Genomic DNA, 23224 nt, shown 5'->3' on the forward strand with positions numbered 1-23224 from the left:
TTTTCTATGCGACAGGATACGATTACCGATCGCTACGGATCGTATTACTTTACTAACACTCGGCGATCGAATCGTATGGAATCGGACTCCACAAACAGGTCCGCAGATGAACCGTCAGCCAACGACTCCCCCACGCAGGGCGGAGCAATGCTCTCGCGTCGTGCGCTCGGACGAGGTGCAGTCGGCCTGGTCGGCGTCACCGGGGCGGGGCTGGGATACGTGTGGCTCGGGAGCGGTCCCGCGCTCGCCATCGACGATCCAAGCGACTGGATCGCGAACTCCGCCTCGATAACCACCCACGACGGGAGCGTCAGCGGAGTAACGTTCGGGGATCCGGACGGGATAACCGATAGCGAGGACCTCGAGGAAGGCGACGACCACCTGGCGGTCGAATGGTCGGGGTTCAACGCACAGAGCCGCCAGGCGACGTTCAACGTCCACCTTTCGGGTACCGACGGTGGCGACGGCGGCGACTGGGACGGCGGTGACGTGACGACGGGCGAGGAGGAACTGGCAACGGGGTCGGAAACGCTCACTGGCACGAGCGGGGTCGACTCCTTCACGTGGAACGACGTGTTCGGCGAGTCACAACCAGTAGACGTCTCCGATCACACCGAAATCGCCCTGAGCGACTTCGAAGCGGACGCGGACGGGTCCACGACGGAACGAGAACTCGAGGTCCGAATCGAAGTCGTCGTCCCGGACGAGGATAATTTGACGGCAGATAAAACGGCCACGGCGACCATTTCGATCACCAACGAGGCGGCGACTATCGAAGTCGGCGGCGAAGGGAGCTTCGAAATCACGTCCGACGAAGAGGTGTAGCACCGATCGATCCGATCTGCTGTCCTGCCGCCGGAAAACGGATATGGTTGGACGAAGACGTCCCTCTCCCAATACTTCGAAAATCAAAGTAATGGTGAGTGAGACGCGCCTGTATCGACCGAACCGTCACGGGAAGCTCGACTCGGTCCTCGAGCGGGTGGTGCGGTCGGGTCGGGAGAATCGGTTCGACACAGCTTTTTCGCGTCTCCGCGTTCGACCTGACGACGAATGACCGCGCTGAATTACGACGACCTCCGGGCGGGCGAGAACCGAACGGTCGGATCGTTTTCGCTCACCGAGACGGAGATACAGTCGTTCGCACGCCAGTACGATCCGCAGCCGTTTCACACCGATCCGTCGGCCGCCGAGTCGACGCTGTTCGGCGGACTGGTCGCGAGCGGGTGGCAGACGGCCTGTCGGTGCATGGACCTCCTCGTCCGCAACTTCTTTGACGACCTCGGCGGGGCCGTCGGTCTCCACATGACCGACCTGCAGTGGCCCACTCCCGTCAGGCCCGGGGATACGATCACGGTCACCTTCGAAATTCTCGAGAAAGAACCGATTCCGGACCGAGCCGGCAGCGGCTATCTCGACGTCCGGATCACCGGGACGAACCAGGACGACGAGGACGTGATCCGCTGGACCGTCCGCTCGCTCGTCCCTGAGTGATCCCGGCGATTCGTTCTCGAGCGGGGATCGGTGGTGAAATCGCCGCGATCGTTCCCGAACTCGAGGCGTTCACCCGGCTGCGAACTCGAGGCGTTCACTCGGCTGCGAACTCGAGGTCCGTGCTCTCGACCACTTCGCCGAACAGCCACTCGGCGTGGTCCAGGGCGTACTCCCGGTGGTCGTCCTCGATCGCGCCGATGCAGTCTTCGACCAGCAGCGGCCGGAAGTCACGGAGACCGGCGCTCCCGCCCGTATGAAGGACACAAACGTTCGCGAGCGTTCCACAGAGCACGAGGTCGTCGACCCCGCGCGCGTTCAGCCACCCCTCGAGTTCCGTCTCGTAAAAGGCGTCGTACGTGTGTTTCTCGACGACGTTGTCGGCGGCTTCCGTGGGGAGTTCGTCGACGATCTGGGCGCCCCACGATCCCTCGAGGACGTGTTCGCCCCACTGGTCGAACTCGTCGTAGTAGTGGGTATCTTCGAACTGTTCCGGCGGGTGGACGTCCCGCGTGTAGAGAATCGACGCCCCCGCGTCGGTCGCCCGGTCGACCAGTTCGCCGACCGGTTCGATCGCTGCCTCGCTGCCGGGGGCATAAAGCGCCCCGTCGGGGTGACAGAAGCCGTTTTGCATGTCGACGACCACCACCGCCGTACGCGCTGGCTCGAGGTTCATACGCGATCGTTCGAACGCGATCGCCAAAACGTTCGCGGCGGTCAGGAGGCCGTCGACGGCGGTTCGCTAGAGTTCGTCGTTCTCACGTCCGACGTTCGATCTCGGCCGGCAGGACCGGCGTCCTTTTTGCCGTCGGTTCCATATTCTGTTCTATCAGTTCAGATGAACTCGACGCGAACGCGGTTCGTCGCTCTCCTCGCGGTCGTCGCGGTGGCTCTCCTCGCGGTCGTCGCGGGCGGAACGTTCGTCGGCATTCTCGGCGACGGTCCGACCGAGACGGACGCAGTCGTTCCGTCCGACGCCGACCGTCCCGCAAACCCCGCGACCAACGCGACGATCGGCTACGTCGGCGGCTACTGGTACGACGACGACCTCCCCGTCGACGACCGTGACGACGCCGCGCTTACCGAGGAGGAACTCGAGGCGGTCGTCTACCGGTCGATGGCCCGCGTCGAGGTGATTCGGGAACTCGCGTTCGAAGACGAGGTGTCGGTCGAGGTCGTCTCCCGGGAGGAGTACCGAGACGACCACGACGACGTCTTCGGCAGCGTACCCGACGACGAGCGACTCCAGGAAAACGTCAACTACGAGGCCCTGTTTCTCGTCGACCGGGCCACCGACGCCGAAGACGAGTACGATTCGCTGTACGGCGGCGCGGTCAACGGCTACTACGACCCGAGCTCGGAGGAAGTCGTCGTCGTCTCGGACACGCCCGACGCCCCCGAGACCGACGAGATCACGCTCGGACACGAACTGCTTCACGCCCTGCAGGACCAGCACTTCGACCTCTCGTCGTTCGATCGGTCGACGATCGACGGAACCGCCGCAAGAAACGGCCTCGTCGAAGGTGACGCCGTGCGGGTCGAAACGGAGTACGAGAACAGGTGCGAGACCGAGTGGAACTGCGTCCGTCCGGCGGGTGGATCGAGCGCGTCGTCCGATATCAACTGGGGGCTCTACCTGATCCTCTATCAGCCCTACGCCGACGGCCCGGCGTACGTCGACTACCTCAAAGCCCAGGACGACGGCTGGGCGGCCGTCGACGCCGCATACGACGATCCGCCAGCCAGTAGCTCCGAAGTGATCCGCCCCGGCGACGAGCGCGGCCCCGTCGACGTCGACGTGCCGGATCGCTCGAGCGAGGAGTGGGACCTCTTCGAGGTCGACGGCGAGACCGCCACCGAGACCGTCGGCGAGGTCGGGATGGTGTCGATGTTCGCGGCCGGCGCGTTCGACGCGACCCCGACGGTCATCGACTACGACACGTTCGTCGACGACGGCTACGAGTACGACCAGCCCGCCACCGACGGCTGGGCCGGCGACGAACTCGTCGTCTACGTCAGCGAGGACGCCGACCCCGACGACCCGACCGACTCCGCAGAACACGCCGGCTACGTCTGGCGAAGCGAGTGGCAGACGCCGGAAGACGCAGACCAGTTCCTCGAGGCCTACCTCGACCTCCTCGCCGGGTACGACGCCGAGCCCGTCGACGACCGGGCGAACACCTACGTGATCGACGAGGACTACCCCGGAGCGTACTACGTCGAGGCCGATGACGACGTCGTGACGATCGTCAGGGCACCGTCGGTCGACGACCTCGAGGGGATCGAAGAAGGCGCTTCCCCCGCGGGCGAAGACACGCTCGCCTTCGCCGGACCGACCGACGAAGGGGCCGCCGGGAGCGAGTCGGCGGGATCGGTCGACGAACCCGAATCCGGCGGTAGCGACGACGCCGACGCGATCGCGGGTGCCGTCGACGTCGGCCTCGGCCCGATGGCGACCGTGACGGCCATCGTGGCCGGTACCGCGATCGTGATCGTCGTCCGACGGCGCGCCTCGAGGAACACTGCCGTGAACTCCACGAACGCCGGGTCGGCTGCCCGGAACGAGGGCTTCGAGCCGGCGAACGTGGAGATTGCGAGCAGGGACGACGACCGACGATGAGCCGGCTTCGACTGGTCGCGGTGCTCGCGCTGGTCGTCCTCTCGGGGTGTGCCCTTCCCGGAACCGCGGGCCAACTCGACGACGACAGCGAACTCGGCCACGTCGAGACGTACGCCCACGACGACGTCTTCGCGTTCGACGGCAGCGACACCCTCACCGAGGAGGAACTCGAGGCGGTCAAGTACCGGTCGATGGCTCGAGTCGAACTCATTCGCGGCGAGAAGTTCGAACGCGACGTCGAGATCGACGTCGTCAGTCGGGAGGCGTTTCGCGACCAGCGTGGCGACCGCCCCGACGCGTCGGCGTTCGAAAACGAGCGGTGGCGGGGCGCGTTCCTCGTCGACGGCGAAACGGACGCGAACGAAGCGATCGAGGAAATATACGCCGAGTCCGTCGCGGGATACTACGCGAGCGACCGGGTCGTCATCGTCGTCGACGACGCCGACGAGATCCGGGTCGACCGGCAGGTACTCGTTCACGAACTGACCCACGCCCTGCAAGACCAGCGGTTCGGACTCGAGCGCGAGGGGGAGACGCTCGACGCTCGGCGCGCCGAAAGCGGACTGCTCGAGGGGGAGGCGAACTACGTGCCCTATCTGTACGACCAGCGCTGTGGGGAGCAGTGGCAGTGTCTCCTCGACGACTCGCCGGAGCCAGCTACCGGCGACGAACTCGCGGATCGACCGTTCGAATCCGGTCTCTTCCTCTCGATTTTCGCGCCGTACGCCGAGGGGACGTCGTTCGTCGCCCACCTGCACGAAACCGGCGGCTGGGATGCCGTCGACCGCGCTCACGATGAGCGGCCGACGAGTACTGCCCAGTTGATCCACCCCGAGCGCTATCCCGATCACCGCCCGGTCGACCTCGAGGTGACGGATCGCTCGAGCGACGACTGGGAGCCGATCACCGACGCCGAGGGCGACCTCCGGACCGACACGGTCGGCGAGGCGACGCTGTTCGCGATGCTGTGGGAAAACGGCGCCGTCGACCGGCCGCTCACCGCGGGCGGAACGGAACTCTCGCCGTACAACTACTCGTATCCGGCGACCGCGGGCTGGGACGGCGACGCGTTCGTCGCCTACCGCGACGTGGACGACGAGAACCGAACTGGACACGTCTGGGAACTCGCCTGGGAGCGTGAATCCGACGCGGACGCCTTCGCCGAGGCCTACCGAACGCTGCTCGAGAACCGCGGGGGAGAGCCGATCGATGCTGCGGGCGAACGCTACGTTATTTCCGACGCCGAGGCGTTCGCCGGCGCGTACCGCGTCGACGTGAGCGGCGAGACGGTCGAAATCGTCGGTGCGCCGTCGGTCGAGGAACTCGAGGCGATCCGCGCCGAAGAGCCGCCCGCGGTTGCCTCACCCGCGATCACCTCGCCCGCGGTTGCCTCACCCGCGATTACCTTGCCCGCAGCGAAAGCCGCGTACGGGTAGCTTTTTTGCCCTCCGGAGGAAATCGACGCTATGTCACATCCGTTCGGAACCGTCTCCCCTGACGCGATTCTCGAGGGGGCCGCGACCGACGCCTACTTCGAGCGCACGCGGACGACGCTCGAGTACGCGGAAAAAAACCCAACGGTGGTCGCCGAGGTGACCGCCGACCAGTTCCCGACCGGTTCCTTCGACGTCTTCACCGGCGTGAACGACGTCGCGACGCTGTTCGAGGGCCGGGCCGTCGACGTCGACGCGCTCCCCGACGGCCAGTTGTTCGACGGCGGGCCGGTGATGCGAATCGAGGGGCCGTACCTCGCGTTCGCGGAACTCGAGACCTCGTTGCTCGGCTTTCTTTCACAGCCGAGCGGATTCGCGACGGCCGCACTCGAGGCGCGACTGGCCGCCCCCGACTCCCTCGTGTTGTCGTTCGGGGCCCGCCACGTCCACCCGGCGATCACCGCGTCGGTCGAACGCGCCGCCTTGCTCGCCGGGCTCGACGGCTTCTCGCACGTCGCAGCTGGTGAAATTCTCGACAGGGTGCCCGGCGGGACGATGCCCCACGCGCTCATGTTCTGTTTCGGCGAGGGGAACCAGGCCGAGGCCTGGACGGCGTTCGACGAGGCTGTCCCCGAGGACGTCCCCCGAATCGCGCTGGTCGACACCTTCTGGGACGAGGTCAGCGAGAGCCTGCTGGCCGCGGAGACGCTGGGCGACGATCTGGACGGCGTTCGCATCGACACCACGAGTTCCCGGCGGGGCGACTTCCGTCACATCGTTCGGGAGGTGCGCTGGGAACTCGACGCTCGAGCCCGCGAGGACGTCGACATCTTCTGCAGCGGCGGGCTCGAGCCCGAGTCCATCCGGAACCTGCGCGACGTCGCCGACGGCTTCGGCGTCGGCAGCCACATCACCGGCGCCGACTCGGTCGACTTCAGTCTCGACATCGTCGAGATCCGCGCGGGATCGGACGATCCCTCGAGCGGCCGGGCACAGGCCGGCAACGAGGGGAAACCGGTCTCGAAACGGGGGAAACTCTCCGGCCGGAAGCAGGTCTACCGGACGCCCGACGGCGGCCACCACGTCGCGCTGGCCGACCGCGAGGGGCCCGAAGACGGCGAGGCACTGCTCGAGCCCCTGATCCGGGACGGCGAAATCGTCCGCGAATTCGATCTGGACGAGGCGAGCGAACGCTGTCTGGCCGACGCCGAGACGGTCGGGTTCGGGACTGACGGGTAACGGTCGCGTCAGGTTCGGTCGGCTGCGGCGAGTACCACTGCGTCAGGTTCGGTCGGTGACTTCGAGTACCACTGCGTCAGGTTCGGTCGGCGACCTCGAGTACCACTGCGTCAGGTTCGGTCGGCGGCCTCGAGTTCCCGGTAAACACTCGACGCCGACGACTGATGAGCTCGCGAGGTGGAGAACCGACGCGATCCGCCACAGCCGGTCACGCGGTCGGTCTGTCCCGTATCCGAACGGTTATTTCGATTCGAACGTGATACTCAACGGACGTGTCGGCACGGAAATCGATGCTCCGGGGGAACGTTTCGACTCGAGGACGCCAGGAACCTCGAGTCCCGCCCGTCTTCGACCGACGTTCGAACCGCTCGGTCAGATTTCGGGTGACGAGCCGATGAGCCGCCGCCTCGACGCCGATACCGAGGAACTGCTCGCCCTGCTCGAGGACGACTACGCCCGGACGATTATCGTCGAGACGTACGACGAGGCCCAGTCGGCGGAGTCGCTGAGCGCGGCCTGTGACGCAGATCCGTCGACCATCTACAGACGCATCGACCGGCTTCAGGAGCGCGGGCTCCTGGCCGACCAGCAACGCCTCGATCCGAACGGTCACCACTACAAGGTGTACGTCGCCCGACTCGAGGGCGTCGCGATCGACGTCACGGCGGACGGGTTCGTCGTGGAGGTCGACTACGCCGAGGAGGAGCCGGCGGATACGTTCACGCGACTGTACGAGGAGTTCACGGGATGATCGGGGAACACGCGCGATCCGTCGCGGCGTTCGATCCGCAATCGGGAGCGGCGGGCTGGGTCGACGCTCTCGAGAGCGCAGTTTCCCACACCCTTCCGCTGGCTCCGCTACAGGTCGAGGTCGAGGGCGGTTCGACGCTGGTCGTCCTCGCGGCGATCGTGACGTTTTTCGTCGCGTTACTCCTCTCGGTGCTCGTCACCTACCGGTTCGTCGAGGGCTACCGCCGGACGAGGGCCCGCCCGATCCTGTTGCTCGCGGTGGGGATGTTCCTGCTGGCCCCGGGCCCGATGTTCGTCCGGCTGATCGTCGGCAACGTCGCGGTGATCCCGCTGTCCGCACAGCTTCTGACCACGACGCTCTCGGAACTGTGCGGACTGATCGTCATCCTCTACGTCGTCTACTCGAGATAACCATGCCACTCGAAACACTCACCGCGGTCGCGTCCGCCCTCACCGCAGTGGTGGGACTGTTCGTCGCCGTCCTCGCCTATCGTGGCTTCCGACGAAACGACAGCCCGACGATGCGCGCGCTCTCGATCGGTATCGTCTGTATCGCAGTCGTTCCGTACCTGATCCTCTATCTCGTGGGGCCGGCGGTCGACCTCGCGGACGCCGAGGCGCTGCTCGCGATCACCCTCTCACACACCGTCGGCCTCGCGGCGATCTACCGCACGTTTCAGTACTGATCGACGACGGACGCCCGGTCTCTCCCTCGAGAGCTGACTCTTTCGCCCCCGCAACGAAAACTCCTATATTACTCTTTCTCAGGACTGGCGACCGACCAACTCGGTGGCCCCTTATACGCAGTTGGGGGTTCACTCCTCGAGTGCACCATGAGTTCGATGCAATCCGCGTTCGCGATCGGTCAGAACGGATCCGACGGGCCGAGGGACCGCCCGGTTCGCTGGTTCTTCGGCGTCCCGTTTCGCCTCCAGACGTACAGCAACCTGTTGTATCTCGCGGTGGCGTTTCCGCTGGGACTGCTTTACTTCGTCACCGTCGTCACCGGCGTTTCCCTCGGCGTCGGCCTCTCGGTTACGCTGGTCGGAATTCCGATACTGGCGTTTCTGGTCGGCTTCGTCATGGTGCTCGCGGCGCTCGAGGCGGTGCTTACGACCCACCTCGTCGGCGTCGACACCCCGCTGCCTGCGGCCCTCCGAAAAGAGAATCCCCGCAGCCTCCTGCGTGCGGAAGACGGCTACGACGACGCGCTCGTCGCGCTGGTGACCGCACCGACGACCTGGACCAGTTTCGTGGTCGTCCTCGCCAAGTTCGTCTACGGAACGGTGGCGTTTACGCTGCTGGTTACGGCCGTCGCCGTCGTCACGGCGATGCTTGCCGCACCGCTCGTCTACGGGGATCCGACGGTCACGTATATGATCGGCCAGTATCAGGTAGAGACACTTCCGGTGGCTCTCCTCGTGGCCGGGTTCGGCGTCGTCCTCGGATTCCTCTCCGTTCACGTCCTGAACGCCGTCGCGGTCGTCGGTGGCGTGTTGAACGCAATCTTGCTCGGTGCGTTCGACGACCGATCGCCGGACGGCGATCCGGAGTGACGACCGCTCGAGTGGGAACGGCCGCTCTGAATCGTTCGCCGTTAGAGTTCCTCGATACTACCGCCGGCCTCGCGCTCGCGGAAAACCTGCCCTTCGAACAGCGTGACGACGACGTCGTCGTTCTGCCAGGCACCCGGCGCGAGTTTGGCTTTCCGGCAGGTTCGATCGAGGTACTCGTGTTCGCTCCAGCCGTTCTCGACTGGAACCGTGGGGTACAGCCAGCCGCCCTCGCCGCCGTCGATGGCGACCCCGTGGGTGCCGAGTTCGAGATCGGCGACCGGATCGTCCGTGAGCACGACGTTCTTGACGGAACAGACCGAGACGGTCAGGTTCGGAAGCTCCGACGGGCTCACTTCCGAGCCACAGGAGTCCTCGCTCGCGGCTTCGATCGCCGCGTCGACGATCACGTGACCGAGCTGGTCGCCCGACCGGTAGCCGCCGGCACACCCCCGGAGACTCCCGCGTCCGCGCGTAGACTCGAGGCGGACGAACGCGCCCGTTCGCTCGTAGAAGGCTTCGCGCATGCTGCCTGGCTGTTCTCGTTGCCCGTGTTGTACGTAGGATTCGACGGCCTCGCGCGCCAGTTTGACGGCACGCGCGCCATCCTCGTAAGAGAGGTCGACGCCCTGTCGCTGGGACATACACCAGTACATGGGAGTAGTCGTCCTAAAACGCTTCCATTCCTCTCGGGGGTCGGATCAGCCACTGACCGAGGGACTTATTCACCCGAAGTGCCTACGATAACTGGGAGAGAGAGCCTGGCTGCCGCGGTGGCCCCGCCGGCGACGGCGCGGCCACAGTACCGCGATACATCCCGACGGGATGTGTCACGCTCGCGAGGAAAGTCCCCCCACCCGTTCGGGCGGGTGACCGGACGCAAGTCCGGAGCGGGAGACCGCTGGCTCTGGAACAGAAACGACACGTCTCGGCCCGACCTATGACGCGTGCGAACCCGACCGCGAGGAAGGGGAGTTGACCCGCAGAGGGAGGCGGTTCTCGTGCGACGAGCCGAGGACCGCCGACGAGCGACAGACCCGCTCGCGCGTGCGGTTGACGACCGACGGTTCGAACCCGTCGATCGTGTGTGCGGTTCCCGCCGACGCGGAAACCGCGAGATTCGAGGCGGATCGACCGCCGAAGACGACGCCACGATCGACCGCACGTCGACGGCCGAGGATCGATGGAACGGCGAACCCTCACCGGTGCAAGTCCGTGCCGTGGTAGCCCGAACACCCCGCGGCTCCGCCGCGGACGGCGCGGACGCTCAGCCGAATGCCGGGACGAACAGAAGGGGGCTTACTCCTCTCACCCGATTTTCACACTCGAGTGGCGACGCCGATCGGAACTCAGTCCTCGAGTCCCACGCCGGAACTCCTCGAATATCCACATCGAAACTCCTCGAATCTGCGGAAAACCCGATTCAAACCGCCGGCAGCACGTCCTCCTCGAGAAGGACGTCACGAACCCCATCCATCGACGTGACGACGACGTCGCAGTGGGGTTCGACCGCCGGCTTCGGGTCGAAGCCCACCGCGAGCCCCGACACCGACAACATCGGCAGGTCGTTCGCCCCGTCACCGACCGCGACGGTCTCCTCGAGGTCGACGCCGACGTCGGCGGCCAGCTCCTCGAGCGCGTCGTCTTTGGTCCCCTCGATCAGGGGCCCCTCGACCTCGCCGGTCAGTCCGCCGTCTCGAATCGGGAGTCGGTTCGAGACGACGTGATCGACCGAGACGCCTTCGCGCTCGAGTGCGGCCGCGACCCCGCGTTCGAAGCCGCCGGTGAGGATCGCCGTCGTCACGCCCGCCTCGTTCAACGCGGCGATCAGGTCGGCCGCCCCCTCGCGGAGTTCGACATCGTCGTAGGCGTCTCGAGACTCCTCGGCCGCAAGCCCCTCGAGCAGCGCCGCTCGCTCCCGGAGACTCTCGGCGTAACCGATCTCGTCGTTCATCGCCCGTTCGGTGATTTCGGCCATCTCGTCGGCGACGCCACAGCGCTCGCCGAGCAACACGGTCATCTCGGAGTCCGATAGCGTTCCGTCGAAGTCGAAGGCGACGACTGTCATCGCTCGCCGATTGTGGGCCACCGGATAAACCAGTTCAGGTTTTCGCCTCGGGAGCGGGTATCGTTTCAACGACCACTTTAGGATCTTCGGGCCCACGGCCCGAGTATGTACCGCGATCTGTCCCATCCGATCGAGGCGGGGATGCAAACGTACCCGGGTGATCCGCCGGTCGAGGTATCGCAGACGGCGACGGTTTCGGAGGACGGGGTCGCCGTTCGAGAGATCTGTTGTGGCAGTCACACCGGAACGCACATCGACGCCCCGAGTCACACCGAACCCGACGGGAGAGGCCTCGAGGACCGTCCCGTATCGGAGTACGTTTTCGAGGCCCGCCTCGTAAACGTCGCGCCGTGTCGACCCCGCGAGCGGATCGGTCCGTCGGACCTGCCGGCGGATCTCGACGAATCCGCCGATCCGGTCGACCTCCTCGTGGTTCGAACCGGCTACGACGACCGCTGGAACACCGACGCATATCTCGACCACCCGTATCTGGCACCCGAAACCGCCGTTTCCCTCCGGGAGGCCGGCTGTGGCGTCGCCGCCGATACGTTGAATCCCGATCCGACGCCAACGGCGAACGCGAGCGAGGACGAACCCGACGGCTTTCCCGTCCACCGCACGTTACTGGGCGAGGGCCTCCCCATACTCGAGAACCTGCGGAATCTCGAGGGGTTGCCCGAACGGTTCCGCCTCTATGCGTTCCCGCTCCCGCTTCGAAACGCCGACGGCGCACCGGTCCGGGCGGTCGCCGCCCTCGAGTGACGACCGCCAGACGATTTGGTACGCGATACCGGGAGACGAATCGGTACGCGATACCGGGACGGATGTCGGCGAGACGCGTTATCGGTCGCGATCGGCAGCACTCTCCTCGACCCGAACGTCCTCTTCGAAGTCGTACTCCGCGCCCGCCCCCTCCTCTAAAAAGCTGAGTTCCCGCTGGGGGAACGGGATCGTGATATCCGCCTCGTCGAAGGCGTCGTAGACGCCGCGGTTGATCTGGTCGATCGCGCGCCGTTCGACCAGCGGGTGATTGATGTAGGCTCTGAGTTCGAACACCAGCGCGGAGTCGCCGAACTCGACGAACAGTAGTTTCGGCGACGGCGTTTGACGGACGAGCGAACACTCATCGCAGACCTCGAGAACCAGTCGCTCGATCGTCTCGTAGTCGCTCCCGTAGGCCGCCGTGATCGGGATGCGAAGCCGCATGTGTCGCTGTGGTGCGCTCTCGTTGACGACCTGCGTCGAGTTCAACATCGCGTTCGGCACCGTCACGAGGAGGTTGTCCTCGGTCAACACCGTCGTACTCCGGATGCCGACGTCGGTGACTGTTCCGCGCATATCGTCTTCGATCCGGATCACGTCGCCGATCTTGTACGTGTTGTCGACGTAGAGGGCGACCCCGCCGATCAGGTTGCCGATCGCGTCCTGTGCAGCAAAGCCGAGGACGATGCCGAGAATTCCCGCTGACGCGAGAAACGGCGTCACGGTGAAATCCCAGACCGAGATCAACAACAGCCCCGCGCCGAGGACGACGGTGATCGTCCAGAGATTGCCCAACATCGGCGCGAACTCGTACCCGTTGTCGCCATCCTGGAGGATCGCGATCCAGCGGCGGCCGATCGTGATCGACGCTCGAGCCCAGAGGACGATCACGGCCGTCGCGATGAGCGCCACGACGTTCGGCGTCGAATCGAGGAGATCCAGCACGAGCAGGCTGAGATACACCCCGAGCAGGGCGATCGTGATCGCGAAGGGCGTGTGAATTTCGGAGAACACCGCGCGGCCGACGGTCGTCTCTGCGTCCGTCCCGTCGAGATACCGGCGACTCCCCCACTGAACGAACCGGGCCAGCAAGACCGAGCAGACGAGAATGAGCCCGACGACGAGCCAGGTCCGGTCGATGGGGCCGAGTCCGCCGTCGGCAAGCGGCGTTTGTGACCACGCTGCCAGCGCGGATTGCATCCAGTGATTCGGTTCGACGGCGGGGGCCGCCTCGGCTGCGTCGGGGCCGATCCGCGACCGCGTACCGAACGGGTGTCCCGCCATCAGCGTGGCTAACGCATAGTTAACCGAGAAGTAAATACTGATTGATTTCGGACCCCGCCGACGAGATCGGATTCGGCTGTAGTCTCGATATCGCAACGTTCACCCCGCGGCAATCCTCAGACTCACTGATGGAAGTACTGGCGGACTCGAGGGTGGATAGATGACGGGTGCGACCGTCGAAGTACTCGCGCTCGCGTTACTTCCGGCGGTTCTCTGGGGGCTCACGCCGATATTCGACAAGCGCGGGATGGCCGCCGGCGGTGGTTCGGTCCAGGGGTCGCTGGTCGTCGTCCTCGTCGACTCGACGCTGTACTGGATCGCGGTCGGTGCGATCTACGGCCGATCGGCGTTTTCCGGCCTCACGCTCGAGATCCTGGCCGTCTTCGTCTTCGCGGGGTTCGTCGGCACCGCCCTCGGCCGGATCACGATCTTCGTGGGCACCGACAGGGTGGGCGCGACTCTCACCAGCGCGATTCTCAGCAGTCGACCGCTGTTCGCTGCGTTGATGGCGCTTACCCTCCTCGGCGAGCCGCTCGGTCCGGTGACGGCCGCCGGCATTGCCATCCTCGTGGGCGGACTGTCGGTCCTGACGGCGTCGAAGGGTGGTGACCTCGCCGGCTGGCAGCCGCGGGACCTGCTGTGGCCGATCGCCGCCGCCGTCACGTTCGCCGCCGCGAACGTCGCCCGCCGGTACGGCATGGTCGAGACGCCGATCTCCGCACTCGAGGCGGTCACGATCAACGAGACGGCCGGGCTGGTCGCCCTCGCCGCGTACGTCTTCGCGGTCGGCGGACGTGGGGTCCTCGACCGCCCTCGCTCGTCCTACCGGTATTTCGCCGTCAGCGGCGTTCTCACCACGTTCGCGATGCTCTCGCTGACGGCCGCACTCGGCCTCGAGGAAGGGCGGGTCGCGATCGTCGATCCGCTCGTCGCGACCGCACCCCTGTTCACGCTCGCGTTCGCCGCCGTCCTGTTGCGCGACCTCGAGCGGGTGACGAAAGGCGTCGTCCTGGGTGCGACACTGATCGTCGTCGGCGCTGCGTTGATAACGATCTGACACCATTTATCCGTCTGATAGGTGTCAAAATTTGCCCACTCCGGGCACAACGGAAGGGTTTACCCGCTCCGCACGAGTGACTCGCGCATGAAGGTGCTGGTCACGGACCCGATCGCGGACGCGGGTCTGGACGTACTCACTGACGCCGGCTACGACGTCGAAACAGGCTACGAACTCGAGGGCGAGGAACTCCTCGAGGCGGTTTCCGACGCGGGCGGACTGATCGTCCGCTCCGGAACCGAGGTCACCGAGGAGGTGTTCGAGGCCGCCGAGGAACTGGTCATCGTCGGCCGCGCCGGGATCGGCGTCGACAACATCGACATCGACGCGGCGACCGACCACGGCGTCATCGTCGCCAACGCACCCGAAGGAAACGTCCGCGCCGCGGCGGAACACACCGTCGCGATGGCGTTTGCGACCGCACGATCGATCCCACAGGCTCACGTCCGCCTGAAAGACGGCGAGTGGGCGAAAAGCGACTATCTCGGTGCCGAACTCGACAACAAGACGCTTGGCGTCGTCGGACTCGGACGCGTCGGCCAGGAAGTCGCGAAGAAACTCGACTCGCTGGGTATGGACATCGTCGCGTTCGACCCCTACATCTCCGAGGAGCGCGCCGAGCGTATCGGCGCGGAACTCGTCGAGTTCGAGGAGTGTCTCGCGGCCGCCGACTTCCTCACGATCCACACGCCGTTGACCCCCGAGACGGAGGGACTGATCGGCGAGGACGAACTCGACCTGCTCGAGGACGGCTACGTCGTCAACGTCGGCCGCGGCGGCATCATCGACGAGGACGCCCTCGCGGCCAAGGCCGCGGACGGGACGATCGCGGGCGCGGCACTCGACGTCTTCGCGGAGGAACCGCTGTCGGCGGACTCGCCGCTGCTCGGCCACGACGAGATCATCGTCACGCCACACCTCGGCGCGTCGACCGAGGCGGCACAGGAAAACGTCGCGACGTCGACGGCCGAGCAGGTCGCCGCCGCACTCGCCGGCGAACCCGTCGCGAACGCGCTCAACGCCCCCTCGATCGACGAGAGCGCCTTCCCGCGCGTCGAACCGTACATCGAGATCGCCGAAACCGCCGGCAAGGTCGCCGCACAGTTGCTCGACGGTCGAATCGAACGCATCGAGGTCACCTACGAGGGCGATATCACCGACGAGGACGTCGAGTTCGTCACCGCGAGCGCGCTGAAAGGCGTCTTCGAACCGCTCGAGTGGCAGGTCAACGCGGTCAACGCACCCCAGATCGCCGAGGATCGCGGGGTCGACGTCACCGAGTCGAAGACTCGGCAGGCGGAGGACTTCCAGAGTCTGATCTCCGTCACCGTCGGCAACGACGACGACGAGGTGTCGGTCGACGGGACGCTCTTCGCCGGGGACGACCCACGGATCGTCCGCGTCGACGGCTACCGGGTCGACGCCATCCCCCACGGAAAGATGGTCGTCACCCGCAACACGGACGAACCCGGCGTCATCGGGCTCATCGGCTCCGTCATGGGGAACCACGACGTCAACATCGCGGGCATGTTCAACGCCCGCGAGACGATCGGCGGCGAGGCGCTTACGGTGTACAACGTCGACAGCCAGGTTCCCGAAGCGGCCAAAGACGAACTCAACGCGGACGAACGGATCATCGGCGTCGACTACATCACGCTCAACGGCCAGAACTGATACCGTCGAACAGCAGTCAGTGCGACGTCGGTCGCGGATTCGCGGCCGTCTCCAGATCGCCGCTCAGGGTGCTCCCTCCGGTATCTCCGGCGGCCTGCCGCGGATCGTCGCCGTTCGACCGTCGTAACTCGACTCGTCGACTTCGCCGGAAATCTCCTCGAGATCCGCTGCAACCGCGTCGGTCAGGTCCGACTCGCGTTCGAAGATAATCACCCACGTCATCGTCTCCGCCGAGGGCGATTCGCTCGAGACGCCCCAGCAGTGGATTCCGTCGACGTCGAGGTGAGTCACCCCGCCGTACTGGCCGGTGACGGTCGTCTCGTGGGGTAGTTCGTCGAAGAGGTGCGTAAACTCGGGATCGACCTCCTCGAGTCGGTCTTCGTCCCCGCGGCTGGCGTCGATCCGGCGTTCGGCGTCGTTCCCGACGACGATCGCGTCGGAGCCGACCGCGATGTCGCGTGCGCTCCCGTTAGACAGCTCTTCGGCGAGGATCGTGTACCCCTCGTACTGGCCTCTCATCTCGACGTCGTCGGTCGCGGCCACGCCGTCGACGATCGACTCGACGTCGAACGAGCCGAAAAAGACGTGCGTGCCCGTCTGTATCAGGTGGGCGTCGACGTCTCCGGCCGACATGCCGAAAAACGCGGGAAACTCCTCTGCCGGATCGACGCCGTCGGGAAACGCCGCCGTGTAGTCGAACCGGCTGGTGACGTCCGTCTCGAGTAGCCATCGTCGAAACGCCGGGGCCTCGTCCCAGTCGACGTCCACGTCGCGTTGCGGGGCGTCGCGTGAGTCGTCGGTGGGATCGTCGGTCCCATCGTCCCCATCGCCGTTCGGGTCGTCCACGCTATCGTCGTTTTCTCTCTCCTCGCTGCCCGTACACCCGGCCAACCCGGCCGCTATGAGTGCGACGACGCCGCGGCGCGTGATCCTCGAGTGAGTCATTCGAGTAGCGACGACCACGGACGGAACAATAACTGCTCGTGACTGTCCGCTGAGTGAGAACGTCCGTAACCGTCACTCGTCGTAGATGCAGACGTGCCCGTCTTGGGAGACGACGACGTGGTCACCGAGGTAGTCGAATCCGATGACGACGTCCGATCGACGGCTGGTCGACTGGTCGACGAGCGCGGCCATCGCGTCCGGATCGATCCGATCGTACAGCGGGGGGAGGTCGGTCGCGTGGACGTCGTTCCGGGTGGCCACCGCTCTGACGACCGCGTGAACGATCGATTCCGACTCGCGCTGTTCGACGTGAACTGCGGCGGAGTCGTCCGCTGGAGGGCAATCGCGGTCCTGAAAGACCATATCAAAATGTTTGACCGTACACGGAAGAGACTGCTCCCAAAATGAGTAGGGTTGTCGGATGTATACTGCCGTCGTACTCCGGCCAGACGGCGAATTCGGCGGCCGAGGCGGTCGAAAGCCGAAACTCCATACGAGGATGGCTCGAGTGCCGGGTTCGCGAGGTCGCTACTGGACGCCGACGGCGTGTTCTATCGCGTGTCGAGACCCGTCGTTGTCTAGTCGGTCGAACGCCACCTAGAGCAACCCCCTACCGTTCTGTCGACAGACTCGCCCAAGGGACCGCTATGTTAGCAACACCCTTAGCTACTGGTTATCATTGAATTGGTCTGACCGGATCGATCGTTATTCATCGGAACATAAACCCGCAGAAGACCATATAATATACAATTATATTATAACATTTATTTATTACTTCTAGCAGAAACATTTATATTGTATTCTCTATACTTCCTACATGTATGCCACGTAAGATTGACAGACGAAAGCTATTGAGTGGATTAACGATGAGCAGTTCTGCGATAGCTATTCCTGGCCTTGTCAGTGCGAACGAACACTCTGAGGAAGAGTCCGTTGAGATTTCCGATCTTGATTCAACAGATCTTCTTCGAATACAATCCAAAATACGACATCGCGAGGATGTCCGCTTACTCATGCGTCGAGCGAAGGAAATGGGCTGGTCACCAAAGTGGCGAGAGACAAGAGGAACCAGAAAAACAATCGAGACAGACATAGTAACCGGTAGATATGATACGGTCGTCGTTCCATTCAAAAACATTCAAGCAAAAGATAATGATGCTACCGTGTTTCTGACGTGGAACGGAAACAACACGTTTGATCTAGATGGGGATACCCATCCAGCGTTCCGTTATATAAATTCAGGTGCGACGCTCACGTATCTTGACGGACGGATTAGCGAGGTCGCCAAACTTGGTGATATCGACGCACGCGAATACCGAGTTAATGATGGAAAGATAAGCGAAAAAACACTATCTGATGTTCTTAGTACTCAAGACGACGGAACAGTAGTTTCCAGTGCTGGTCTTGTTGGTCCCGATTCCGAAAGCTCATCTGTTGAGAGGAATTCCAATGAATATTGTGAGATTCACGTCAAACTGTTTGATCCAGGAGTGGGTCTGTTAAGCTGTGCGACTCTCGAATGTCTGAATGTGAACCTAGGTGCCAGTGCAGTTACAATCCTCGGTTGTGCGACCGCAGCGGGGATATTTGGTGCAGTAGCGTGTCTTGGGGCTACCTTTTTTACGAGTTACAATGTGATTGATTGTTTTGCCTGTGACCACAGTGACGCGGTCGTTGAACTAGAAGTTGATTGGTTAGAAGACAACTTTATGGCTCTTGAGGGGGACCCACATCCCTGCTACGTGGCATCTCCAGCTGGCCCCTCCTACATCCCTATGACAAAGTGCGAACTGGAAGACGCACCGACAAGAGAGGAATATAACTATGCGGAGTGTGACTAATGTTTTAGACGACAACGCACTCAGATGATCTGCTGGTAATCATTATCGGTACAATCACAGGCCGTTCACGGCCCTGTCGAGGAATAGTGACACCACCCCCCCTCAACCGGTGACAGTACTATGGACGACAACGGACAGACGGCCGATGACGAGTCGACCTCCGACCGTACGGCGATAGCGCTCTTCGCAGTCTTCGGTTTGATAATTTTCGTTCACGGAGTGATAACCGGTGAGATCTACAGGATCCTGATGGGCAGTCTCTTCGGAACGATCGCGGTCGGAGTATTCATCTCGCCGACGTTCGAACAGTGGGCGACGGATCATGCACTCGCGATTCTCGCGGCACTGATTTTCGTGTTCTTCACGTCTCTGCTGTGGCAGGGCTCCTAATACACCTGCTGAATACGTTCGGACGATCCCATACGCCGGATACGGTCGCCGCGGTACTGTCCTCCGTCTCAAGTGCCCCGTCCGCCGCCTCTACTGGCCGTCGACGGCGTCGTCGTACTCGGCGGCAGTGATCGTGTACCGGTGTGCGTCGACGACGTCGTCGCCGTCGGTTCGCCAATTCCGAAGGCGTCCCTGGTACTCCCCGCCGTAGCTCTCGACGTAGCGTTCGATCGCCCGGCGGGATCGGTCGTTTCCGTTCTGGTGGACGACTTCGACGATCTCGAGGTCCAGTCGATCGAACGCCATCTCGAGCAACGCCCCGGCGCGTTCGCCGGCGTACCCCCGGCCCCAGAACCGCTTTCGCAGCCAGATTCCGAGCGATCCGGTTTCTCGAACCCGATCGACCTCGAGTTTGGCGACGCCGGCAAGCGTGCCCGCGTCCGGTTCGTCCGCACGCGGACGTACGAAGTAGCGCGCGACCGTCCCGTTTTTCCACTCGCGCCCGAACCGGTCGAGTCGGTCGGCCGTCTCTCGTGGCGAGTCGTCGGGTTCCCAGGGGAGATACTCGGCGACCTCGTCGATACCGTCGTCGCTCGCTCTGATCCGGTAGAACTCGAACGCCGAGACGTTCTGCCGACACGCCTGTTCGAGCAGCAGCCTGTCGGTCCTGAGCGTCTCGGGAAACGGTCGATCGGTCGCCTCGAGTGTGGCGTGCATCGGTTCCCGCGTGGGCCCGACCGTACGTACTTAATACCTCTCTAATCGGTTTCGAAACCGAGTGCAGTCCGATTCGGTTGCTCGGCACACCCGCTGTGTGGCTCGTGTTCGCTGGGACTACCGCTGTTTGGATTCGCATCCGTCGGAGCGACATCACTGTGTTGACAACACGCTTTTGATTCGCTCCGATCGAAAGAAAACTGCGGCGAGCGATCAGTCCGCGGAGACTTCGGCTGCTTCCGGTTCCTCTTCGCGATAGTGCTCCTCGATCAGGTCCTCGCCGATGCGGTTGAGTTCCTCCTTCGGGAGCATCGAGAGCAGGTCCCAGCCGATCTCGAGGGTGTCCTCGATCGTCCGGTTGGTATCGTAGCCCTGCTGGGCGAACTCCTCTTCGAAGCGGTCGGCGAAGTCGAGGAACTTGTTGTCCCGCTCGGACAGCGCCTCGCGACCGACGATGTTCACGAGGTCGCGTAAGTCCTCACCCTCCGCGTAGGCGGCGTACATCTGGTCGGAGACGTCGCCGTGGTCTGCGCGGGTCAGCCCCTCGCCGATCCCGTCGTCCATCAGCCGCGAGAGGCTTGGCAGGACGTTGATCGGCGGCTCGATCCCCTGGCTGTTCAGGTCCCGATCCATCACGATCTGGCCTTCCGTGATGTAGCCCGTCAGGTCGGGGATCGGGTGGGTGTCGTCGTCGCCGGGCATCGTGAGGATCGGAATCTGGGTGACCGAACCCTCGCGGCCCTCGATGCGGCCCGCGCGCTCGTAGAGCTGGGCCAGGTCGGTGTACATGTACCCGGGGTAACCACGGCGACCCGGAACCTCTTCGCGTGCGGCACCGATCTCGCGCAGCGCCTCGCAGTAGTTCGTGATGTCGGTGAGGATGACCAGTACGTGGTAATCCTTCTCGAAGGCGAGGTACTCCGCCGTGGTGAGCGCGAGTCGCGGCGTGACCGTCCGCTCGACTGCGGGGTCGTCCGCGAGGTTCATGAAGACCACCGAGCGCTCGAGTGCGCCCGTGCGCTCGAAGTCCTGCATGAACTCGTTTGCTTCCTCCTGGGTGATCCCCATCGCGCCGAAGATGACCGCGAACTCCGAGCCGTCCTCGTCGTCGCCTTCCTCTTCTTCCGGCACCGTCGCCTGGCGGGCGATCTGGAGCGCGAGTTCGTTGTGGGGTAGTCCCGATCCGGAGAAGATCGGCAGCTTCTGGCCGCGAACCAGCGTGTTCATGCCGTCGATGGCGGAGACGCCGGTCTGGATGAACTCCTCGGGATACTCCCGCGAGTAGGGGTTGATCGCTTCGCCGACGATGTCGACGCGCTCGTCGGGGACGATCTCCGGGCCGCCGTCGATCGGGTTCCCGGAGCCGTCGAGCACCCGCCCGAGGAGGTCCTCGGTGACGGGCATCTTCATCGTCTCGCCCAGGAAGCGAACGGACGCGTTGCGGTCGATACCGCCGGTCCCTTCGAACACCTGGATCGAGACGATTCCCTCGCTCGACTCGAGCACCTGCCCGCGCAGGGTCTCGCCCTCCGGCGTCTCGATCTCGACGATCTCGTCGTAGCCGACGGGTTCGTCGACTTCGGCGAACACCAGCGGGCCGCTGACTTCCGTGATGGTCTGATACTCTTTCATTGTTAGTACAGACTCCGAATCTGTTCTTCGAGGTCCGATTCGAGTTCGTCGATGAACTCGTTCCACTCCTCGGCGGTGCCCATGCGGTTGAGCCGCGGGGCGGCGTCGACGTTCGCGATCTCGTCGACCGGAACGCCCGCGTCGAGTGCCTCGAAGGCCTCGTCGTTGAGCGTCTTGATCGCCTGGAGCATCCGGTAGGTCTTTTTCGGATCGCAGTACGTGTCGACGTCGTGGAACGCGTTCTGCTGGAGCCACGCCTCGCGGAGGTAGCGAGCGACCTCGAGGGTCAGCTGCTGGTCCTCCGGCAGCGCGTCCTTGCCGACGAGCTGAACGATCTCCTGGAGCTCGTCCTCTTCGTCTAACACGTCGACGGCCCACTGGCGAACCTCCGGCCAGTCTTCCTCGACGTTCTCGCGGAACCACGGATCGAGTTGCTGTCGATACAGCGAGTACGACTCGTTCCAGTTGATCGACGGGAAGTGCCGACGCTCCGCGAGGTCGGCGTCCAGCGCCCAGAACGTCTTGACGATGCGCAGGGTGTTCTGGGTGACCGGCTCGGAGAAGTCACCGCCCGGCGGGCTGACTGCCCCGATAACCGACACCGAACCCTGCGTGCCGTTGATGTTCTGGAAGAGGCCGGCGCGCTCGTAGAACTCAGACAGCGACGCGGCCAGATATGCGGGATACCCCTCCTCGCCGGGCATCTCCTCGAGTCGACTCGAGATTTCGCGCATGGCCTCGGCCCACCGGGAGGTGGAGTCGGCCATCAGCGCGACGTCGTAGCCCATGTCGCGGAAGTACTCCGCGATCGTGATCCCGGTGTAAATGCAGCTCTCTCGAGCGGCGACCGGCATGTTGGACGTATTCGCGATGAGACACGTCCGGGACATGAGCGGCTTGCCCGTCTTCGGGTCCTCGAGTTCCGGGAAGTCCTCGATGACCTCGGTCATCTCGTTGCCGCGTTCGCCACAGCCGACGTAGACGACGATGTCCGCGTCGGCCCACTTGGCGAGCTGGTGTTGCGTGACGGTCTTGCCCGACCCGAACGGGCCGGGAATCGCCGCGGTTCCGCCCTTCGCGATCGGGAAGAGGCCGTCGAGGATGCGCTGTCCCGAGACGAGCGGGATCGTCGGCGTCTCCTTTTCCTCGGCGGGACGCGCCTCGCGCACCGGCCACTCCTGGTGCATCGTGATCTCCTCGCCGGAGTCGAGTTCGGCGACCGGTTCGTCGACCGTGAACTCGCCGGCCTCGATCGACGTCACCTCGCCGCCATCGGAATCCGGCGGCACCATCACCTTGTGGGTGATGCTCGCGGTTTCGGGAACTTCACCGATGACGTCGCCGGGCTCGACGGCGTCGCCCTCGTCGACGGTCGGTTCGAACTCCCACTCTTTCTCGAAGTCGATCCCGGGGGCGTCGACCCCGCGGTCGAGAAACGCCGTCCCCATCTTCTCCTCGAGCACGTCGAGGGGGCGCTGGACGCCGTCGTAGATGGCGTTTAGCATCCCCGGCCCGAGGTCGACCGACAGGGGCTCGCCCGTGTTCTCGACGGGTTCGCCCGGGCCGACGCCGGAGGTCTCTTCGTACACCTGAATCGTGGTCAGGTTCCCTTCGATCTCGATGACCTCGCCCATCAGCCCTTCGTCGCCGACGTAGACGACGTCGTTCATCCGGGCGTCGAGGTCCGCAGCGGTCACGACAGGACCGCTTACGCTTTCGATTACACCGTCTTCGTCGACGGTTTCGATGTCTTCTGCCTGACTCATAG

23 protein-coding genes and 1 other RNA gene are annotated in these 23224 nt (G+C 64.2%); 15 read left to right on the plus strand and 9 right to left on the minus strand.

Annotation, left to right across the window (positions count from 1 at the left end; translation table 11 throughout):
* Positions 1 to 147 precede the first annotated feature (147 nt).
* Positions 148 to 825, plus strand: a complete 678-nt coding sequence (locus EA473_RS18325) for a hypothetical protein (RefSeq protein ID WP_124197093.1) — start codon at positions 148 to 150, stop codon at positions 823 to 825.
* 228 nt (positions 826 to 1053) lie between these two features.
* On the plus strand, positions 1054 to 1494 hold the full coding sequence (locus EA473_RS18330) for a MaoC/PaaZ C-terminal domain-containing protein (RefSeq protein WP_124197094.1): 441 nt from the start codon (positions 1054 to 1056) through the stop codon (positions 1492 to 1494).
* A gap of 94 nt (positions 1495 to 1588) precedes the next feature.
* Here the strand turns inward: EA473_RS18330 and EA473_RS18335 are convergent, their stop codons facing one another.
* Positions 1589 to 2167 carry a cysteine hydrolase family protein gene (locus EA473_RS18335; RefSeq protein WP_124197095.1) on the minus strand — a complete coding sequence of 193 codons (579 nt, stop codon included), beginning with the start codon at positions 2165 to 2167 and terminating at the stop codon, positions 1589 to 1591.
* 162 nt (positions 2168 to 2329) lie between these two features.
* Here EA473_RS18335 and EA473_RS18340 point away from each other — a divergent pair, with 162 nt between their 5' ends.
* The 7 genes from EA473_RS18340 to EA473_RS18370 all read left to right on the plus strand — a co-directional run bounded on the left by EA473_RS18340 (position 2330) and on the right by EA473_RS18370 (position 9089).
* Positions 2330 to 4111 (plus strand): Hvo_1808 family surface protein, encoded by a 1782-nt coding sequence (locus EA473_RS18340; RefSeq protein WP_124197096.1) that lies wholly within the window; start codon positions 2330 to 2332, stop codon positions 4109 to 4111.
* Positions 4108 to 5547 (plus strand): Hvo_1808 family surface protein, encoded by a 1440-nt coding sequence (locus EA473_RS18345; protein ID WP_124197097.1) that lies wholly within the window; start codon positions 4108 to 4110, stop codon positions 5545 to 5547. The genes EA473_RS18340 and EA473_RS18345 overlap by 4 nt, the downstream gene beginning before the upstream one ends.
* A gap of 30 nt (positions 5548 to 5577) precedes the next feature.
* Positions 5578 to 6783: a nicotinate phosphoribosyltransferase gene (locus tag EA473_RS18350; protein ID WP_124197098.1), complete on the plus strand. Its 1206-nt coding sequence runs from the start codon at positions 5578 to 5580 to the stop codon at positions 6781 to 6783.
* 394 nt (positions 6784 to 7177) lie between these two features.
* Entirely contained in the window at positions 7178 to 7534 is a 357-nt protein-coding gene (locus tag EA473_RS18355) for an Lrp/AsnC family transcriptional regulator (RefSeq protein ID WP_124197099.1), read from the plus strand.
* On the plus strand, positions 7531 to 7944 hold the full coding sequence (locus tag EA473_RS18360) for a DUF7521 family protein (RefSeq protein ID WP_243645306.1): 414 nt from the start codon (positions 7531 to 7533) through the stop codon (positions 7942 to 7944). Before EA473_RS18355 ends, EA473_RS18360 begins: the two co-directional genes overlap by 4 nt.
* Positions 7945 to 7946: 2 nt before the next feature.
* A complete protein-coding gene (locus tag EA473_RS18365) occupies positions 7947 to 8219 on the plus strand; it encodes a DUF7521 family protein (RefSeq protein WP_124197100.1) in 273 nt (90 codons plus the stop codon).
* A 147-nt stretch (positions 8220 to 8366) separates the two neighbouring features.
* Positions 8367 to 9089, plus strand: a complete 723-nt coding sequence (locus EA473_RS18370; RefSeq protein WP_124197101.1) for a sensor domain-containing protein — start codon at positions 8367 to 8369, stop codon at positions 9087 to 9089.
* A 41-nt stretch (positions 9090 to 9130) separates the two neighbouring features.
* Here EA473_RS18370 and EA473_RS18375 read toward each other — a convergent pair whose 3' ends face one another.
* On the minus strand, positions 9131 to 9730 hold the full coding sequence (locus EA473_RS18375) for a TIGR00296 family protein (protein WP_124197102.1): 600 nt from the start codon (positions 9728 to 9730) through the stop codon (positions 9131 to 9133).
* Positions 9731 to 9835: 105 nt separating this feature from the next.
* Here EA473_RS18375 and rnpB point away from each other — a divergent pair.
* Positions 9836 to 10400, plus strand: an RNA gene (gene rnpB, locus EA473_RS18380) — RNase P RNA component.
* 109 nt (positions 10401 to 10509) lie between these two features.
* On the opposite strand, the gene serB is transcribed toward rnpB, so the two are convergent.
* Positions 10510 to 11154: a phosphoserine phosphatase SerB gene (gene serB, locus EA473_RS18385; RefSeq protein WP_124197103.1), complete on the minus strand. Its 645-nt coding sequence runs from the start codon at positions 11152 to 11154 to the stop codon at positions 10510 to 10512.
* A 105-nt stretch (positions 11155 to 11259) separates the two neighbouring features.
* On the opposite strand from serB, the gene EA473_RS18390 reads away from it, so the two are divergent.
* Positions 11260 to 11916, plus strand: a complete 657-nt coding sequence (locus tag EA473_RS18390) for a cyclase family protein (RefSeq protein WP_124197104.1) — start codon at positions 11260 to 11262, stop codon at positions 11914 to 11916.
* Between the two features lie 78 nt (positions 11917 to 11994).
* On the opposite strand, the gene EA473_RS18395 is transcribed toward EA473_RS18390, so the two are convergent.
* Positions 11995 to 13200 (minus strand): mechanosensitive ion channel family protein, encoded by a 1206-nt coding sequence (locus EA473_RS18395; protein ID WP_243645307.1) that lies wholly within the window; start codon positions 13198 to 13200, stop codon positions 11995 to 11997.
* A 160-nt stretch (positions 13201 to 13360) separates the two neighbouring features.
* Between EA473_RS18395 and EA473_RS18400 the strand changes: the two genes are divergently transcribed.
* Complete coding sequence (locus EA473_RS18400; protein WP_124197105.1) at positions 13361 to 14257, plus strand: EamA family transporter; 897 nt, start codon at positions 13361 to 13363, stop codon at positions 14255 to 14257.
* 87 nt (positions 14258 to 14344) lie between these two features.
* Positions 14345 to 15931: a phosphoglycerate dehydrogenase gene (gene serA, locus EA473_RS18405; protein ID WP_124197106.1), complete on the plus strand. Its 1587-nt coding sequence runs from the start codon at positions 14345 to 14347 to the stop codon at positions 15929 to 15931.
* 63 nt (positions 15932 to 15994) lie between these two features.
* On the opposite strand, the gene EA473_RS18410 is transcribed toward serA, so the two are convergent.
* Positions 15995 to 16876 (minus strand): hypothetical protein, encoded by an 882-nt coding sequence (locus EA473_RS18410; protein WP_124197107.1) that lies wholly within the window; start codon positions 16874 to 16876, stop codon positions 15995 to 15997.
* Between the two features lie 72 nt (positions 16877 to 16948).
* Complete coding sequence (locus EA473_RS18415; protein WP_165875328.1) at positions 16949 to 17239, minus strand: HalOD1 output domain-containing protein; 291 nt, start codon at positions 17237 to 17239, stop codon at positions 16949 to 16951.
* A 458-nt stretch (positions 17240 to 17697) separates the two neighbouring features.
* Between EA473_RS18415 and EA473_RS18420 the strand changes: the two genes are divergently transcribed.
* Both EA473_RS18420 and EA473_RS18425 read left to right on the plus strand, forming a co-directional pair.
* Complete coding sequence (locus EA473_RS18420) at positions 17698 to 18717, plus strand: hypothetical protein (RefSeq protein WP_124197108.1); 1020 nt, start codon at positions 17698 to 17700, stop codon at positions 18715 to 18717.
* Positions 18718 to 18837: 120 nt separating this feature from the next.
* The gene (locus EA473_RS18425) at positions 18838 to 19107 is read left to right on the plus strand and encodes a hypothetical protein (RefSeq protein ID WP_124197109.1); all 270 of its coding nucleotides are present in this window, start codon (positions 18838 to 18840) and stop codon (positions 19105 to 19107) included.
* 90 nt (positions 19108 to 19197) lie between these two features.
* On the opposite strand, the gene EA473_RS18430 is transcribed toward EA473_RS18425, so the two are convergent.
* The 3 genes from EA473_RS18430 to EA473_RS18440 form a co-directional block, all read right to left on the minus strand.
* Positions 19198 to 19824: a GNAT family N-acetyltransferase gene (locus EA473_RS18430; RefSeq protein ID WP_124197110.1), complete on the minus strand. Its 627-nt coding sequence runs from the start codon at positions 19822 to 19824 to the stop codon at positions 19198 to 19200.
* Positions 19825 to 20037: 213 nt separating this feature from the next.
* The gene (locus tag EA473_RS18435) at positions 20038 to 21456 is read right to left on the minus strand and encodes an ATP synthase subunit B (RefSeq protein WP_124197111.1); all 1419 of its coding nucleotides are present in this window, start codon (positions 21454 to 21456) and stop codon (positions 20038 to 20040) included.
* Positions 21457 to 21458: 2 nt separating this feature from the next.
* Complete coding sequence (locus tag EA473_RS18440) at positions 21459 to 23222, minus strand: ATP synthase subunit A (RefSeq protein WP_124197112.1); 1764 nt, start codon at positions 23220 to 23222, stop codon at positions 21459 to 21461.
* Positions 23223 to 23224: the final 2 nt, after the last annotated feature.

The organism is Natrarchaeobius chitinivorans, assembly GCF_003841505.1.
GTDB lineage: Archaea > Halobacteriota > Halobacteria > Halobacteriales > Natrialbaceae > Natrarchaeobius > Natrarchaeobius chitinivorans.